At 70.4% G+C, this 18,365-nt stretch carries 6 protein-coding genes; 5 read left to right on the forward strand and 1 reads right to left on the reverse strand.

The features are described from left to right. Nucleotides 1-10: 10 nt before the first annotated feature. Nucleotides 11-1,801 carry an ABC transporter ATP-binding protein gene (locus OC439_RS28225; protein WP_262016079.1) on the reverse strand — a complete coding sequence of 597 codons (1,791 nt, stop codon included), beginning with the start codon at nucleotides 1,799-1,801 and terminating at the stop codon, nucleotides 11-13. A gap of 582 nt (nucleotides 1,802-2,383) precedes the next feature. Between OC439_RS28225 and OC439_RS28230 the strand changes: the two genes are divergently transcribed. The 5 genes from OC439_RS28230 to OC439_RS28250 all read left to right on the forward strand — a co-directional run. Then, nucleotides 2,384-4,183: a BTAD domain-containing putative transcriptional regulator gene (locus tag OC439_RS28230; protein ID WP_262016080.1), complete on the forward strand. Its 1,800-nt coding sequence runs from the start codon at nucleotides 2,384-2,386 to the stop codon at nucleotides 4,181-4,183. Nucleotides 4,184-4,318: 135 nt separating this feature from the next. Beyond that, nucleotides 4,319-5,260: a TauD/TfdA family dioxygenase gene (locus OC439_RS28235; RefSeq protein WP_262016081.1), complete on the forward strand. Its 942-nt coding sequence runs from the start codon at nucleotides 4,319-4,321 to the stop codon at nucleotides 5,258-5,260. 50 nt (nucleotides 5,261-5,310) lie between these two features. Continuing rightward, entirely contained in the window at nucleotides 5,311-5,526 is a 216-nt protein-coding gene (locus OC439_RS28240; RefSeq protein WP_262016082.1) for an MbtH family protein, read from the forward strand. Between the two features lie 34 nt (nucleotides 5,527-5,560). Next, the gene (locus OC439_RS28245) at nucleotides 5,561-10,525 is read left to right on the forward strand and encodes a non-ribosomal peptide synthetase (protein WP_262016083.1); all 4,965 of its coding nucleotides are present in this window, start codon (nucleotides 5,561-5,563) and stop codon (nucleotides 10,523-10,525) included. Further along, a partial coding sequence (locus OC439_RS28250) for a non-ribosomal peptide synthetase (RefSeq protein ID WP_262016084.1) occupies nucleotides 10,522-18,365 on the forward strand: 7,844 nt, incomplete at its 3' end. The genes OC439_RS28245 and OC439_RS28250, both read left to right, overlap by 4 nt.

Below are 18,365 nucleotides of genomic sequence, written 5' to 3' on the forward strand. Positions count from 1 at the left end.
GGCCTGAGGCTCAAGTCTCGGGGCGCTCTCTATATCCACTCGATACCGCGACAGGCGGGACGTCAGGTCCGACGAGCAACTGGGTCTCGGCCAGGCGCCGGTACAGGTCGTCACGGTCGATCAGGCTCTCGTGCGTGCCGACCGCGCGTACCCGCCCGGCTTCCAGCACCACGACGCGGTCGGCACCGAGGACGGTGGACAACCGGTGGGCGGCCATCAGCACGGTCGTGGTCCGGGCCACCCCGGCGACCAGGTCGCGCAGTGCCTGCTCGTTCACCGCGTCCAGGTGTGCGGTCGGCTCGTCGAGCAGCAGCAGGCCCGGCCGGCGCAGCAGCGCCCGGGCGATCGCGATGCGTTGGCGTTCGCCGCCGGACAGCGTCGCCCCGCGCTGGCCGATCCGCGTGTCGAGGCCCTGGGGCAGCCGGCGGACGAGGGAAACCAGCATGGCTTGCTCGAGGACCTCGTCGATCCGGCCGTCCGGGGCGTCCGCGGCACCGAGCAGCAGGTTGTCGCGCAGGGTTCCGGAGAGCACCGGCGCCTCCTGCTCGACGTATCCGATCCGGGCCCGCAGCTCACGCAGCGGCCACTGCCGTACGTCCCGGTCGCCGACCTCGAGGTGACCGGAAGTCGGGTCCTGGAACCGCTCGACGAGCGAGAGCAGGGTGCTCTTGCCGGCCCCGGACGGGCCGACCAGGGCGGTCAGGCCGGTGGCCGGGATCCGCAGGGTCACGTCGGTCAGCACCTCCGGGTCCTGCGGGCGGTGGCGCAACGAGACACCGTGGAACGCCACCGACATCGGCCCGATCGCCTCGGTGCTCGGCGCGGCGCGCCCGCCCGGGTCCTCGGCGGGCATCCGCACGACCGCGTCGATCCGGGCCACCGCGGCCAGCCCGGCCTGTAGTCCGGTCACCCCACCGGCCAGTTGGGACACCGGCCCGGCCAGGTAGAACAGGTACAGCAGGAAGGCGACCAGCGACGACACGGTCAGGTCCTCGGCGGCGACTCGGGCCCCGCCGACGCCGAGCACGACGACGAACGCCAGTTGCACGGCGAGGCCGGTGGTGACCCCTGCCGCGGAGACCCAGCGCGCCGCCTGCCGACCGCGTCGCCACGCCTGGACCGCCGCGCTGTGCGCCGCCGCGGTCTGCTGCCGTTCGGCGCCGTTGGCCTTGACCGTCCGAAACGCGCCGAGCGCGCGGGCCAGCACCGCGCCGAGCCCACCCACCGCCGCCTGGGTCCGCTCGCTGACGTCGCGGATCCGCGCGGCGAGCAGCGCGGTGACGCCGAGCAGCAGCACCAGGACCAGGGTCACCACGCCGAGCAGCACCAGGTCGAGGCGGGCCATCAGCACGACCGCGCCGCCGATCTGGAACACGCCGGTGACGAGATCGACGACGTTCGTGGTGGCGGCGGAGCGTAGCTGGGTGGTGTCGCCGGTGACCCGGGACAGCAGGTCACCGGACTCGGCCCGATCCATCACGCCGACGCGGAGGTGGAGCAGCCGGTCGATCAGGCGGCGGCGGGCGTCGAGCACCACGCTCTCGGCGGTGGCCTCCAGCAGGTACATGCCGCCGGCACCGACCAGTGCGCCGGCCACCAGGAGCGTGGTCAGCAGGATCACCGGGCCGGCGAACGACGCGTCGCCGGTCAGCCCGTCCAGCAGATGCTTGACCGCGAGCGGCTGGGCAAGGTTGACCAGGCCGCCGAGAAACATCAGGCCGGCACCGACCAGAAGACCGCCGGTGTGCGGCCGCATGTAGCGCATGAGCAGCCGTATCGGAGCGCGGGCAGGGCTGGTCATAGGGTCCTACCGAAGTGTCCTCGGGGCGCGCGGGCGCCGGTCGGCCAGACCGACGGAATCGTGTGGCAGGTAGCGATATTTTTTCTATGTCGCTTCGCTGCCCGGCGCATGCTGCCCAGGTAGGAGCGGGAAGCAGTCCGCCGGTGACCGTGATAGCCCAGCCCGACCTGTCCGGATTGTTCCATCCACTGTAGACCTGCGGTTCGGGTAATCGCCTTCCGGACTGTTACACCACATCGGCTCGGTGTATGGTGGCGTTCGGTTACAAGGAGTTACCATGCGGCTTCACCGGTGGTGTGGGCGCTGAACGGGCGAGGTGTCGAAGGGCCAGCTCAGGCCGGCTGAATAACGCCTCTTCGGCGACGCGAATCGATCGACGGGCGACGCTGACCGCCGCTACTGGCCGGCGGTTATAGACGGGGGTGAGTGCGCGAGAAATGCGTCGGTGATTTGACGCGGATCCGTAATTCTGAAGCTGTTTGAATCGAATCTGTCGGAGCTCGACCCTGCAGTCGGGATGGATCTACTCAAAGCCATACGGGGGCTATGCCTCGGCGTTACGCCGAGTGCGGAGGTGGAACCTTGAGTGAACTGGAGTTTCGTGTCCTAGGGCCGGTGGAGGTGTGGCGTGACGGACGTCGCGTCATGTTGCCCGGCTCCAAGATCACGACTGTCCTCGCCGCGCTTCTGCTGGCGCGGGGTAAGGTCGTCCCACATGTGGAGCTGAGTTCTCTGCTGTGGGGATGGGACCCTCCCGCGACCGTCGACGCGCAGATCTACACCTACGTGTCGCGGTTGCGCAAGAGACTTGACTTCGAAGTCAAGATCGTGCGTGAGCACGCAGGCTACACGCTCCACATCGGCAACTCGTTCGTTGACCTCTTCGCGTTCGAGGACCTGGCCGCACAGGGTGCCGAGAGACTGGCCGAGGGGCATCGGGCGGCTGCGGCGAACGACCTCGAGAGTGCCTTGTCGCTCTGGCGCGGGCCGGCGCTGGCGAATGTGACCGAGCCGCTGGCCAGGCGGCATCTGCCCTGGCTGGATGAGGCGTACGCGCTGGCTTGCGAGCGCAAGTTCGAGGCCGAGTTGGGCCTGGGGATCAACCTCGAGCTCATCCCGGAGCTCACCGAGCTGGTGGCGCGTTACCCGCTGCGCGAGCAGTTCCGGGCCCAACTGGTTCTCGCACTGCACCGCGCCGGCCGCCGCTCCGAGGCCCTGGTGGCCTACGACCAGGCACGACGCGCGCTCGCAGACCAGCTCGGAGTGAGCCCGGGCGAGGCGCTCGCCCAGGCCTACGACGAGGTCCTGGTCAGCGACACGCCAGAGGCCCCGGCCCCGGCGCGGCCGGAGCCGTCGGCTGTCGTCGCCGAGGCCGCCCAGGTGACGCTGCCGCCGGACGAGGCCTACTTCGTGGGCCGGGCGAACGAACTCGCCGCGCTGGAGAAGATGCTTACCGGCGACCGGACCGCGACCAACGGACCCCGGCAGATCGTGCTCACCGGTGCGGTCGGCACCGGCAAGACGGCGCTCGCAGTGCGGGCCGCCCACCGATGCGCCCACGCCTTCGCCGGTGGCACCGCCTACGCCTCGCTCACCGACGCGAACGGCGCCTCGCTGCCCGCCTCCGCGGTGCTGAAGCGCCTACTGTACGGGCTGAGGGAGAGGGTCGATCCGGCGTGGAGCGACGAGGAACTGGCCCTGCGGTTCCGCGCCGCCAGCGCGCGCCGGCCAGTGCTGATAATCCTCGACGACGTCCGGGCGGACTCCGACCTCACGGCGGTCACGCCCAACCATGCGTCCGCGACGGTGTTGCTGATCAGCCGCTCGCATCTGGTGGTCACCGGCTGGCGGGACACGATCTTCCTCAAGCCGATGGGGTTGGCTGAGGGCATCGTGCTGCTCGCCGCGATCGGCGGGGAGGAGCGCATCCTCGCCGACCTGGTCGCGGCCCGGGCCGTCGTCGAGTTCTGCGACGGGCTGCCGGCCGCGCTGCGGGTGTGCGGTACCCGGCTCGCCGCCCATCCGCTGTGGCCGGTCCGCCGGCTCGCGCATCGCCTCGCCGACCCGGCTCGCCGTCTCGACGAACTGTCGCTCGGCGACGAGCTGCTGCGCGGGCGCCTGCTGTCGGCTTTTCGATCGCTGCCGGACACCGCCCGGCGCAGCCTGTCGATGTTCGAGGACGTCGGCCCGGACGCCTTCACCGCGACCTCGTTGCGGCTGCCCGGCAGCATCCCCGAGGCGGAAGCCGAGCAGGTCCTCGACATGCTCGTCGAGGCCCGGTTGGTGGAGGAGGTCGCCGTTGACGACCTCGGCGGCAGCCAGTTCCGGATGACCGGGCTGATGCGGTTGCTCGCCATCGACCTGGCCCGCGCCCCGAGCTGAACCGCTCGCGCATCGGCACGGCCGAGGCACGTGACGGGACCCGCCGGGCGGGTCCCGTCACGCGTATAGGGCGGGTATGGCTGCCGTCGGCATGCTGCGCCAGACCTCAGTAACCACAGGGGAAGGACCGTTCCGATGGCCGGGCAGAGCTGGAAGCCGCTGGACATCACGGCGCAAGACATCGGTGTCGCGGCCACACCCGAGGCGCTCATCGGCCATCTCGACGACCTCGGCGGCGAACTCGACGATCTCCTCGTCCGAGAGAAGGCCCTGGTGTTCCGGGGCTTCGGCGTGACGCCCGAGAAATTCGACGCCGTCCTCGACCGGCTGCTGCCGCACCGGCTCGCGTACGTCAACGGCAACTCGCCGCGTACCAAGGTGGGCTCGAACGTCTACACCTCGACCGAGTACCCACCCGAGTTCACGATCTCGATGCACAACGAGATGTCGTACGCATCCCGCTGGCCCAGCAGGCTCGCGTTCTTCTGCCAGATCGCCGCGGCGACCGGCGGCGCGACCCCGCTGGTGGACGCCGCGCTCTGGCTCGAATCGCTCGACCCCGAGGTGCGCGAGGCGTTCGCCGGCGGGGTGCGCTACACCCAGAATCTGCACGGCGGCCAGGGCCTCGGCAAGAGCTGGCAGCAGACGTTCGAGACCGACGACCGGGCGGTGGTCGACGACTACCTCGAGGCGGCCGGCGCGGAGTGGACCTGGCGGGCGGACAACAGCCTGCACGTCGAGCAGCCGCGGCCGTCCACCACCCGGCACCCGGCGACCGGCACCGAGGTCTGGTTCAACCAGTCCGACCAGTGGCACCCGGCGGCGCTGGGCGACGAGACCGCCAAGGCGCTGGCCCAGATCCTGCCGCCCGAGGAGCTGCCGCAGTACGTCACGTTCGGCGACGGCAGCACGATCCCCGACGAGTACGTCATCCAGGTGCGCGACCGTGGCCTGGAGAACGCGATCGACGTCGACTGGCGGGTCGGCGACGTCATGGTCTTCGACAACCTGCTGGTCGCGCACGGCCGCCGGCCGTTCACCGGCGCCCGCCGCATCCTCGTCGCGATGACGGGCTGACCCGACCTACTTTCCCGCTGTTCCGCGATCCGTCGAACAAGGAGTTGCACATGTCCGAGCAGACCCCCGCCACCCACCGCGTCGTGCTCAACGACGAGGAGCAGTACTCGATCTGGTGGGTCGATCGTCCCCTACCCGCGGGCTGGCACGCCGAGGGCTTCACCGGCAGCGAGGAGGAATGCCTGGCGCACATCGACACGGTGTGGACCGACATGCGCCCGGCCAGCCTGCGCCGCCGCATGGCCGAGCAGGCCAACGCCGCCTGACATCCGAGCCAGCCGCCGAGGAGACAGCACTGCCATGCCCGCGATCCCGCCGAACAGCATCCAGGCCGTCACGGCACTCACGCCTGACCTCATCGGCTCCCAGGCAGTGCGCACGCCGGACGCCGTAGCCGTCATCGACGGCGTCCGGCGGCTGACCTACCGGGAACTGGATGTCCGCTCCGCCCAGCTCGCCCACTACCTGCGGGAGCGGGGCGCCGGGCCCGGCACCTACGTCGGTGTGCTGCTCGGCCGGGGCCTCGACCTGATTTCGGGGCTGCTCGGGATCTGGCGCGCCGGCGCCGCGTACCTGCCGCTCGACCCGGCCCACCCGCAGGGCCGGGTGGACGGGATCATCGCCGCGTCGGGCTGCCGGCTCGTGCTCTGCGACGTCGCCGACGCGGACAGGGTGACCACGGCCGGTGCCGAGCCGATCCACCAGGCGGAACTCGCCGCCGAGCTGGCGGCGCGCCCGGCCACGCCGCCGGTGGTCGACCTGAGCGCGGACCACGCCGCGTACGTCGAGCACACCTCCGGCTCCACCGGCATGCCCAAGGGCGTGGTGGTGACCCACGGCGGCCTGGCCAACCTCATCGACTGGGCGGTGCGCGACGTCGGGATCACCGGGACCGACCGGGTGCTGCAGCGCACCTCGCTGGTCTACGACGCGCACGCCTTCGAGGCATTCTCCCCGCTGGTGTGCGGTGGCACGCTCGTGCTCGCCCCGGCGAACGACACCGCCCCGGCCACGCTGCTGACGGTCATCGCCGCGCACGCGGTCACCGTCATGCAGGTCGTCCCGTCGATCCTGCACACGCTGGTCGAGGAGGACGGCTGGCAGCACTGCTCGGCGCTGCGCCTCGTCGTCTCCGGCGGTGAACAGCTGCACGCCGAGCCGGTCGAGCGACTGCGCGCGCTCGCCGACGTCGCGGTGTGGAACGTCTACGGCCCCACCGAGACCACCATCAACTCGCTCGCCACCCGGGTCGACCCGGCGCAGCGGACCGGGCCGATCCCGATCGGGCGACCGCTGCCGCGCACCCGGGTCCAGGTCGTCGACGAGCGCGGCCGGGTCGTCGGGGTCGGCGTCGCGGGCGAGCTGCTGATCGGCGGCGTCGGCCTGGCCCGCGGCTACCTCGGCCAGCCGGCACTGACCGCTGAAAAGTTCGTTCCGGACGCGCTGGCCGGCGACGGCGGCCGCGTCTACCGCACCGGCGACTGCGTACGGTGGCGCCCCGACGGAATGCTGGAGTACCTGGGCCGGCTCGATGACCAGGTGAAGGTCAACGGGGTCCGGCTCGAGCCCGCCGAGATCGAGGCGGCGATCGCCGCCAACCCGGACGTCGTGGCCGCAGCGGTCACCTCGTACCGGCTGGCGGACGGCGCGGCCCGGCTGGTCGCTTACGTCGTTCCCCGCACCGGTGCCGACCAGGACCTCGACGCCTCGCTGCGGACGCACCTGCTCGACAGGCTGCCGCAGTCGCACGTACCCGGCCGGTTCGTTTACCTCGACGCGCTCCCGCAGGTCGCCAGCGGCAAGGTCGACCGCCGTGCGCTGCCGCATCCCGACGAGATCGGGTCGGACGAGTCGCGCACCGCCACCGCCCCCACGACCCCGTCCGAACGGCTCGTCCAGCGCGCCTGGCAGGGCCTGCTCGGCTCCGCCGGGGACGGTCACGAGCTGACTCTCGAGGACGACTTCTTCCGACTCGGCGGCACCTCGCTGCAGCTGACGAAGCTGCTGTCCGAGCTTCGCGCGCGGACCGGGGCCGACCTCAACCTGCGCTCCCTGCTGTACGCCCCGACCCTGCGCGCCCAGGCCCGGCTGCTCGACGCCGCGCAGGCCGACCACGGGTTGCCCCGCGCCGCGCGCGAGGGCGGGGTGCCGCTGTCCAGTGGCCAGCGGCGTCTGTGGTTCATGGACCGGCTCAACCCGGCCAGCCCCGAGTGGATGGCCGGGCTGCTGTTCCGGCTGCCCGCCGGGGCCGGCCGCACGCTCGCCGAGCAGGCCCTGAACATCCTGGTGGCGCGGCACGAGGCGCTGCGCACCCGATACCGTGAGGTGGACGGTGAGCCGCGCCAGTTCGTCCGGCCCGCGCTCACGATCGAAGTCGGCGAGCAGCACACCACGCCGGTCGACCTGCCCGACCGGCTGGCCGGGCTGCTGGGCCACGGGATCGCGTTGAGCGGAGACGAGCCGCTGCTGCGCGCGGTCGTGCTCCACGTCTCCGACGGACGGCGGCTGCTGGCGGTCGCCATGCACCACATCACCACCGACGGCTGGTCGGCGGCCGTGCTGGAGCGCGAGTTCGCGCAGGTTGCCGACGCGCTGATGGCCGGTCGTGCGCCGGACCTGCCGGCGCTTCCGGTCCAGTACGCCGACTTCGCCGCCTGGCAGCGCGGCCGGCTCACCGACGAGGTCGTCGAGGCGGAGTTGGGCCACTGGGCGGGTGTACTCGACGGACACCAGCCGCTCACGCTGGCCACCGACCACCCCCGCCCGCCGGTTCGAGACGGCAAGGGCTCAATCGTCCGGGTCACCGTGCCCGCCGCGCTGCTACACAAGCTGGACGAACTCGCCGCCGGCATCGGCGCGACCCGGTTCACCGCGATCCTCGGCGTCTACGCGATGGTGCTCGCCCGCTACAGCGGCCAGTGGGACATCCCGATCGGTACGGTGGTCGCCGGCCGCGGTCGCGCCGAACTGGACGGCGTGGTCGGGTTCTTCCTCAACAACCTCGTGCTGCGCTGCAAGCTCGACCCCGCGTCGACCGTGACCGAGACGGTGGCCCGGCTCGCGACCGTCACCCGGGACGCCTTCGCCCACCAGGAGCTGCCGTTCGATCTGCTGGTGGACCATCTGGTCCCGGACCGCGACCTGTCCCGTACCCCGCTCTACCAGGCCGCCTTCGACCTGCATGGCGAGGATTTCAACGAGACCGTCGACGACGACCTGGACACGGTCCGACGGATGTGGCGGGTCACCCACACCGACCTGACCCTGCTGCTGCGCCCGACCGGCGACGGCGGGCTGGTCGGCGGCCTGGAGTACGCCAGCAGCCTGTTCGACGAGGACACCGCCGAGCGGATGGCCAGGACCTTCGAGCACGCGCTGGCAGCGGCCGCCGCGGCGCCGGACACCCCGCTGGCGTCGTTGCGGGCGTTGACCGGGAAGGACGCCGCCGACCTCGAGTGGTGGAGCCACGGCGGGCCGCCGGTCGAGGGCGCGATCGTGCCCGTCCGGCTGGTCGAGCAGGGCGCCCGGACACCGGACGCGGTCGCCGTGCGCGGCGACGGCTTCGCGCTGACCTTTGGCGAGCTGCTGAGCCGGGCCGGTGCGGTGGCCCAGTCGCTGCGCGCCGCAGGCGTGGCTCGCGGTGACCGGGTCGGCGTGCTGATCGAGCGCGGCCCGTGGCTGCACGCCGCGTTCCTGGGCGTGTGGCTGTCCGGGGCGGCGTTCGTGCCGGTGGACCCGGGCTTCCCGGTGGGACGCGTGCAGTCGATGCTGGTCGGTGCCGCCGCGCTGGTGACCAACGCGTCGCAGGCCGGTGTCTTCGACGGCCCGGTGACGGTGGTCGACGACTTGAAGCCGGCGGTTGCCGCGCCGGTCGAGCTGGACCCAGACGAACTCGCGTGCGTCATCTACACCTCCGGCTCGACCGGCCGGCCCAAGGGCGTCGGGGTGACCCATCGAGGGCTGGCGAACCATCTGAGCTGGGCGGTCCGGGAACTCACAACGGCCGGCGGTACGGGCGGGGCGGTGTTCTCGTCGGTCGCCTTCGACCTGGTGCTGCCAAACGTGTGGGCGCCACTGCTGGCCGGGCAGCCGGTGCACCTGCTCCCGCAGGATCTGGACCTGGCCGAGCTGGGCTCGCGGCTGGCCGCCGCCGGACCGTTCGCGTTCCTGAAGCTGACGCCGGGCCACCTGGAGGTGCTGTCCCATCAGCTCTCCGTCGACGAGGTACGGGATCTGGCCGGCGTGACGGTCGTCGCGGGCGAGGCGCTGCCGGGCGCACTGGCGGGCCGCTACTCGGATTCGGGCCGTCTGGTCAACGAGTACGGCCCGACCGAGGCAAGCGTGGGTACCAGTACCTACCAGGTCCCGGCCGACCCGGGCCCGGGCGTGGTGCCGATCGGCTCCCCGCTGCCGGGCATGGTGATGCGGGTCCTCGATGAGCGGTTGGACCAGGTGCCGGTCGGCGCGCTCGGTGAACTCTGCGTCGGCGGCGTCGGCGTCGCCCGCGGCTATGTGGACCGGCCGGCGCTGACCGCGTCCCGGTTCGTCCCCGACCCCTGCGGCCCGGGGGGTTCCCGCCTGTACCGCTCGGGTGACGTCGTTCGCTGGCGGGGCGACGGCGTGGTCGAATTCCTCGGCCGGGTCGACGACCAAGTCAAGATCCGCGGCTACCGGGTCGAGACAGGCGAGATCGAGACGGTCCTGCGCGAGCACGACGGCATCACCGACGCGCGAGTCGTGGTCGACGAGCGAAGCGGCGCGAAGCGGCTGATCGCGTACTGGGTGCCGGTCGGCTCGGACCCGGTCGCCGACGAGGTTCTGCGCGAGCACTGCGCCGGCCTGCTGCCGGACTTCATGGTCCCCGCGTCGTTCATCGCGATTCCGGCGATCCCGCTCAACGCCAACGGCAAGGTCGACCGGACCGCGCTGCCCGATCCCACCCCACCGGCCCCGGGCACGGACGAGGAGCCGCTGTCGCCGGTCGCCGAGTTCGTCCAGCAGCTCTGGCGGGAGAAGTGCGGGATCGTGGCCCGCCCCGGGGAGAACTTCTTCCACGCCGGCGGCAACTCGATCACCGCGATCCGCCTGATCGCCGCCATCCAGGATGAGTTCGGCGTCACGCTGCCCGTCCGCGCCGTGTTCGAGGGGCCGACCGTCGTCGAGATGGCCCAGTTGATCGAAAACCTGATCCGTGACGAGATCGACCAGATGTCCGACTCGGAGGTCGTCGCGGAACTTACCATGACCGAGGAGCCGCAGGCATGACCGAGCAGTCCGCCACGAATGTCGCCGACCTCCGCGCGGCGCTGCTGCGCAAGCGGCTCGCCGGGCAGCCCGGAACGGCCCCACGGAACGCGATTCCCCGGGCGGACCGGAAAGCCGCCCTGCCGCTGAGCCACGGTCAGCAGCAGATGTGGTTCCTCAGCCGGCTGGAGCCGGACAGCATCGAGTACCTCGTGCCGCTGGTGATGCGGCTGCGCGGGCCGCTCGACACCGACGTGCTGCGCCGCGCCTGGGAGCACGTGTGCGCCCGGCACGAGGTGCTGCGTACCCGGATCGAACTGCGCGGGGTCGAGCCGGTCCAGGTCATCGACGCGCCGCGGCCGGTCGGCCTGCCCGACACCGACCTGCGCGCCGTTCCCGCCGAGCTGCGCGACGACGAGGCGCTCGCACTGATCCGCCGCGAGCTGCAGGCGCCGTTCGATCTGGCCGCCGAGTGGCCGGTGCGTGGCGCGCTGCTGCGGCTCGGCGACGACGACCACGTGCTCGCGGTCGTCTTCCACCACGTCGCCTGCGACGCGTGGTCCACCCGGATGTTCGGCGCCGAGTTGGGCGCCGCCTACAACGCCCTGCTGCGCGGCGCCGCGCCGTTCCTGCCCGAGGTGTCGGTGCAGTACGCCGACTTCGCCCAGTGGCAGCGACGTGAGCTGGCCGGCGAGCGCGGCGAGAAGGAGCTCACCTACTGGCGGGACCGGCTCGCCGGCCTGGAGCCGATCGCACTGCCGATCGACCGACCGCGTCCGCCGGTGCGCGGCCACGACGGCGCCGACGTGGTGTTCGACGTGCCGGCTGAGCTAGCCGAGCGGGTTCGCGAGCGGGCCCGCGAGTTCGATACCACCCCCTTCACCGTGCTGCTCAGCGCCTACCAGGCGATGCTGTCCCGGTTCAGCGGCACCGCCGACGTCGCGGTCGGCACGGTGGTTTCCGGCCGTACCCACGCGGACCTGCAGCGCGTGTTCGGCTACTGCATCAACACGTTGGTGATCCGGGCCCGGTGCGAGGGTGACAGCACGTTCGCCGAACTGCTGCGCCGCGGGCGCGCCACCGTACTGGACGCGTTCGACCACCACGCGGTGCCATTCGCCCAGCTGGTCGACGAACTCCAGCCGGACCGCGACCAGTCCCGCACGCCGATCTTCCAGACCGCCTTCACCCTGCACGAGTACCGCCTCGACACGCTGCAGTTCTCCGAGCTGACCGTCGAGCCGTTCGGTGACGACGAGGGCATCGCGAAGTACGACCTCACCCTGCAGATGCAGGAGCGCCCGGACGGCACGATCCACGGCCGCCTGCAGTACGCGACCGCGCTGTTCGAGCGGTCGACCGCGGAGCGGCTCGCCACGGCGTTCCAGCGGGTCCTCGCCGCCGCGGTGACCGACCCGGAGGTTCGGCTGTCGCGCATCGAGATCCTCAGCGCGGCCGAGCGGGCGGTGGTGGTGGTGCCGCCGGTGTTGGGTGCGGAGGTGGATGTTCTTGCGCATGAGTTGTTTGAGGCGCGGGTGGTGGAGAGTCCTGATGTGGTTGCGGTGGTGGCGGGGGAGAGTCGGTTGTCGTATGGGGAGGTGAATGCGCGGGCGAATCGTTTGGCGTGGTTGTTGCGGGATGTTGGTGTGGGTCCTGAGGATTTGGTTGGTGTGTATTTGGAGCGTGGTCCGGAGTTGGTTCCGGCGTTGTTGGGTGTGGTGAAGTCGGGGGCTGGTTATCTGCCGTTGGATCCGGCGAATCCGGTGGAGCGGTTGGGTTTTGTGGTGGGTGATGCGGGTGTTCGGGTGGTGGTGACGTCGGCGGGGTTGGCTGCGGGTTTGGCGGGTGTGTTCGATGGTCGGTTGATTGTGTTGGACGAGTTGGGTGTTGAGGGTCGGGTGGATGATCCGCCGCGGGTGGCGACGCCGGATAGTGTTCTCTACACGATTTACACGTCGGGGTCGACCGGTCGTCCCAAGGGTTGTGTCGTGACGCATGCGAATGTGGTGCGTTTGATGCGGGTCTGTGCTGGCGAGTTGGGGATCGACGCGTCGGGTGTCTGGTCGATGGCTCATTCGTTCGCGTTCGATTTCTCGGTCTTCGAGATGTGGGGTGCGTTGGCGTTCGGTGGCCGGGTGGTGGTGGTTCCGCGGTCGGTTGCTCGTTCGCCGGAGGATTTCCTGCAGTTGTTGGTTGATGAGCGGGTCACGTTCCTGTCGCAGACGCCGACGGCGTTTCGCGCGTTGGTTTCGGCGGCGGCGGGCGGGGATGAGCGGGTCGATCGGTTGGCGTTGCGTTCGGTGGTCTTCGGTGGTGAGAAGTTGGAGATCGCCGAGTTGAGGCCGTGGGTTGATCGGGTGGCTCTGGATCGGGTTGCTCTGGTGAACATGTACGGGATCACCGAGACCACGGTTCATGTGACGGTCCGTGGGTTGACGATGGGTGATCTGGCGGCGCCGGGGGTGAGTCCGGCCGGGGTGGCTTTGCCGGATCTTGCCGTCTATCTGCTCGATCCGTGTGGTGAGCCGGTTCCGGTGGGTGTGCCGGGGGAGATCTATGTGGCGGGTCCGGGTGTGGCTCGTGGGTATCTGGGTCGGGCGGCGTTGACCGCGCAGCGGTTCGTGCCGGATCCGTTCGGTGCGGCCGGTACCCGTATGTATCGCAGCGGTGATCTGGCCCGGTGGACCGTGCACGGCACGCTGGAATTCCTCGGCCGTGCCGATGATCAGGTCAAGGTCCGTGGTTTCCGGATCGAGCTCGGTGAGATCAGCGCGGCCCTGTCCGCCTGCGCGGGGGTCCGCGACGCGGTCGCCGTGCTCCGCGAGGACACCCCTGGCGACAAACGCATCGTCGGTTACCTCGTGCCGATGGCCGGTCACCGTCCCGACTCGCGGGTGGTCCGTGACCAGTTGGCCCGCACGCTGCCCGACTACATGGTCCCCGCGGCGCTGGTCGAGATCGACGCGATCCCGGTCACCGCCAACGGCAAACTCGACAAGCGCGCCCTACCCGCCCCCGACGGCACCCACCTACGCACCGCCGGCGAGTACGTCGCGCCGCGCGACGCCACCGAGGACGCCGTCGCCGCGGTGTGGCGCAGCGTGCTCGGCGTCGAGCGGGTCGGCATCACCGACAGCTTCTTCGACCTGGGCGGCGACTCGATGCGCGCGGTCGCGCTGGTCGGCGCCCTGCGCGAGGCGGGCTACCAGGTCAGCGTCCGCGACGTGTTCGAGCACCGGACGGTGGCCCGGCTGGTCGAGTTCGCCGGCGAGGCGGGCGGGGACGCGGTCGACCGTCCCGTCCAGCCGTTCGAGCTGATCGACGAGGCCGACCGGGCCCTGCTGCCGGACGGCGTCGTCGACGCCTACCCGCTCGGCCAGAACCAGCTCGGCATGGCCATCGAGATGTTGGCCGACAACGAGCAGAACAACTACCACAACGTGTCGGCGTACTGGATCCACGACGACCAGCCGTTCTCGCCCGGCAGTTTCGCCGAGGCCGGGCGGCTCGTCGTGGCCCGGCACGAGGCGCTGCGGACGTCGATCGAACTGACCGCGTACTCGCGTCCCATGCAGATCGTGCACGCCCGCGCCGAGATGACCACCGACGTCTGGGACTGCACCGGGCTGGCCGCCGACGAGGTACGCGCCGAGGTGGAGGCGTTCGGCGTACGGGAGCGCGCGCACCCGTTCGACCTCGCCGTGCCCGCGCTGATGCGCTTCCATGCGCACACCACCGACCTCGGCGGTTGGTGGATCTCCCTCGTCGAGTGCCACCCGATCCTCGAGGGGTGGAGCTACCACTCGTTGCTGATGGAGTTCGTCACCACGTACCTGACGCTGCGCGCCGGGCAGACGCCGGACGCCGTCGAGCCGCCGCCCGTCCGGTTCGCCGACGCGATCGCGGGCGAGCTGGCCGCGCTAGAGTCGGAGAGCGACCGGGAGTACTGGCGCGATCTGGTTAACTCGCACGCGCCGCTGGTGCTGCCGGCGAGCTGGGGCGACCCGGAGGCGGGTGTCACCGCTCCGTACAAGACCGGCTTCTCCTGGCGCGACCTGGAGTCCGGGCTGCGGGCGCTGGCCGCGGCGACCGACACCTCGATGAAGGCGATCATGCTGTCCGCCCACCTCAAGGTGATGAGCCAGCTCACCGACGAGGACGTCTTCCATACCGGCCTGGTCTGCGACGTCCGGCCCGAGGTGACCGGCGCCGACCGGGTGTACGGCATGTTCCTCAACACGCTGCCGTTTCCGTACACCCGGGGTGCCGACACCTGGGGCCGGCTGGTCCGGGACGTGTTCGCGGCGGAGGTGGACCTCTGGGGACACCGCCGCTTCCCGTTGCCGGCCGTGCTGCGCGAGTGGTCGGGCAGCGGCCGGCTCATGGACGTGTACTTCAACTACCAGGACTTCCGGCAGCTTGACACCGAGGTGGTCGACGCCAGCTCGGGCATGGATGACAGCCCGACCGAGTTTCCGCTGACCGTCGCCTCCCGTGCCGGCTATCTGATTCTGACTGCCAACCGGCGCTACCTGACGACCGCGGCCGCGGACAGCCTCGCCGCGATGTACCGCGCGGTGCTGCAGAGCATGGCCGCCGAGGGTGAGCAGGGCGACGCGCGCGCGGTGTACCTGTCGGCGGCCGATCGGGCCGCGCTGGTGGCGCCTCCGGTCGTGCGGGCCGGTACCGACGTGCTGGTGCACGAGTTGTTTGAGGCGCGGGTGGTGGAGAGTCCTGATGTGGTTGCGGTGGTGGCGGGTGGGGTGGAGCTTTCGTATGGGGAGGTGAATGCGCGGGCGAATCGTTTGGCGTGGTTGTTGCGTGGTGTGGGGGTGGGTTCGGAGGATTTGGTGGGGGTGCATTTGGAGCGTGGTGTTGATTTGGTTCCGGCGTTGTTGGGTGTGTTGAAGTCGGGGGCGGGTTATTTGCCGTTGGATCCGGCGCAGCCGTTGGGGCGTCTGGGTTTTGTGGTGGGTGATGCGGGTGTTCGGGTGGTGGTGACGTCGGCGGGGTTGGCTGCGGGTTTGGCGGAGGTGTTCGATGGTCGGTTGATTGTGTTGGACGAGTTGGGTGTTGAGGGTCGGGTGGATGATCCGCCGCGGGTGTCGACGCCGGAGAATGTGGTTTACACGATTTACACGTCTGGTTCGACGGGTCGGCCCAAGGGTGTGGTGTTGACGCATCGGAATGTGACCCGGTTGTTGGACGCGGCGCAGGAGCATTATGCGTTCGACGAGTCGGATGTGTGGTCGATGGCTCATTCGTATGGGTTCGACGTGTCGGTGTTCGAGATGTGGGGGGCGTTGGCGTTCGGTGGTCGTCTGGTGGTGGTGCCGCGGGATGTGGCGCGTTCGCCGGGGGATTTCCTGGACTTGTTGGTTGATCAGCAGGTGACGGTGTTGTCGCAGACGCCGACGGCGTTTCGTTCGGTGGTGGCCGCGGCGGCTGAGGGTGATCCTCGGGTGCGGCGGCTGGGTCTGCGCGCGGTGATCTTCGCGGGTGAGCGGTTGGAGGTGGCCGGGCTCAAGCCGTGGGTTGACCGGGTCGGGTTGGGTCGGGTCGCGTTGGTGAACATGTATGGGATCACCGAGACGACGGTGCATACCACCTACCACCGGTTGACCAGGCGGGATCTGGAGCCTGGGGCGGGGAACGCGATTGGTCGGCCGTTGTCGGATCTGGCGGTGTACCTGCTCGACGCCGGTGGGCGTGCGGTGCCGTTCGGGGTGACCGGTGAGATCTATGTGGCGGGGCCGGGTGTGGCTCGTGGGTATCTGGGTCGGGCGGGGTTGACGGCGCAGCGGTTCGTGCCGGATCCGTTCGGTGCGGCGGGTAGTCGTATGTATCGCAGTGGTGATTTGGCTCTTCGGCGTCCTGACGGGACGCTGGAGTTCCTGGGCCGGGCCGATGACCAGGTGAAGATTCGTGGTTTCCGGATCGAGCTCGGTGAGATCAACGTGGCGTTGTCCGGTTGTGCCGGGGTGCGTGAGGCGGTCACGGTGTTGGCCGAGGACGGTCGTCTGGTCGGCTACCTGGTGCCGGTGCAGGGTCAGCGTCTCGATCCGCGGGTGATCCGGGAGACCATCTCCCGGGTACTGCCGGAGTACATGGTCCCGGCCGCGTACGTCGAGATCGACGCGATCCCACTGACCAACAACGGCAAACTCGACAAACGCGCCCTGCCCGCGCACGGCGAGCAGGTCTACGACCGCGATCGCTACGTCGCCCCACGCACGCCCGACGAGGAGCGGATGGCGACGATCTGGGCGCACGCGCTCAAGGTCGAGCGGGTCGGCGTCGAGGACGACTTCTTCGAGCTCGGCGGCGACTCGATCCGCGCGGTCAGCCTGGTGGGCGCGCTACAGGCGGCGGGCTTCGCGGTCGGGGCGCTCGACGTCTTCCAGCACACCACGATCGCGCAGCTGTGCGCATCGGCGACCGGTAACGAGATTCCGCCGTCGCCGGTGCACGCGGTGAGCCCGTTCGAGCTGATCAGCGACGAGGACCGGGCCCGGCTGCCGGAAGGGCTGGACGACGCATACCCGCTCCTGCGGACGCAGACCGGGATGCTGGTCGAGACTCTCGCCTCCGGCGACCAGGCCAACTACCACGATTTCACGTCGTTCCTGGTCCGCGACGACGCGCCGTTCGACGCCGAGCTGTTCCGCGAGGCGGTCACGGTGGTCGGACGCCGGCACGACATCCTGCGCACCTCGGTCGATCTGACCGGATACACCGTGCCGATGCAGCTCGTGCACCACGAGGTCACGATCCCGGTGGCCTGCCACGACCTGCGCCACTTTGACCCGGCCGACCTGCCGGACCGGTTGGTCGCGTTCGCCGCGACCGAGCGGGCCGCCCCGTTCGACCTGTCGTCGCCGTTGCCGCTGCTGCGGATCACCGTGCACGTGCAGACCGACGACTCCTGGCGACTGTCGTTCACCAAGAGCCACGCCCTGCTTGAGGGCTGGAGTTACCACCAGCTGCTCAAGGAACTCGTCGAGGTGCTGCGCGCGCTGCGCGACGGCATCGAGATCCGCTACGAGGTGCCGCCAGTCCGGTTCGCCGACACCGTCGCGGCCGAACTGGCCTCGCTCGCCTCGGATGCCGACCGCGACTTCTGGCACGGCCTGGTCGCCGAGTACGAGCCGCTGTCCCTGCCCGAAGACTGGCACGGCGACCTGGCCGTGCCGGCCGAGCGGATCGACGCCGGGTTCTCCTTCCAGGAGCTCGAACCCGGCCTGCGCGAGCTGGCCGCCAAGACCGGCGTGCCGTTCAAGGCCGTGCTGCTCGGCGCGCACCTGAAGGTGATGAGCCAGCTCACCGGTGCGGAGCGGTTCTTCACCGGCCTGGTCGGGCACGTGCGACCCGAGGTTCAGGGCTCGGAGCGGCTGATCGGCATGTACATCACCACGCTGCCCCACCCGTCCGCCCGCGACGCCGCCACCTGGGGAGACCTGGTGCGCCGGGTGTTCGAGGACGAGGCGGCGGCCTGGCCGCACCGCGCGTACCCGATGCCGGCGATCGCGTCGGGCGGACGGCGCCTGATCGACACGTTCTTCAGCTACCTCGACTTTCACCTGTTGGACGAGGGAGACGTGGTCGACGAGGGCAACGGCATCAACCGGACCGCGATGGAATTCGGCCTCGCGGTGACCGCGATCGGCGGCATCCTCGGCCTGCGCAGCAACACCCACGTGCTGTCCCGCGAGAACATCGACCGGATCGCCGGCATGTACCGAGCGGTACTGACGAGCATGGCCGCGGACGGCGAGCAGGGCGACGCGCGGGCGACGTACCTGCCGTCGGCCGAGCGGGCGGTGGTGGTGGTGCCGCCGGTGTTGGGTGCGGAGGTGGATGT

Source organism: Micromonospora sp. Mcm103, from assembly GCF_024519755.1.
Taxonomy (GTDB): domain Bacteria; phylum Actinomycetota; class Actinomycetes; order Mycobacteriales; family Micromonosporaceae; genus Micromonospora; species Micromonospora aurantiaca.

Bases quoted from the DNA above. Each gene is read 5' to 3' on its own strand.
- OC439_RS28225 (WP_262016079.1), bottom strand. From the start codon at position 1,801: ATGACCAGCCCTGCCCGCGCTCCGATACGGCTGCTCATGCGCTACATG.
- OC439_RS28235 (WP_262016081.1), top strand. From the start codon at position 4,319: ATGGCCGGGCAGAGCTGGAAGCCGCTGGACATCACGGCGCAAGACATC.
- OC439_RS28240 (WP_262016082.1), top strand. From the start codon at position 5,311: ATGTCCGAGCAGACCCCCGCCACCCACCGCGTCGTGCTCAACGACGAG.
- OC439_RS28245 (WP_262016083.1), top strand. From the start codon at position 5,561: ATGCCCGCGATCCCGCCGAACAGCATCCAGGCCGTCACGGCACTCACG.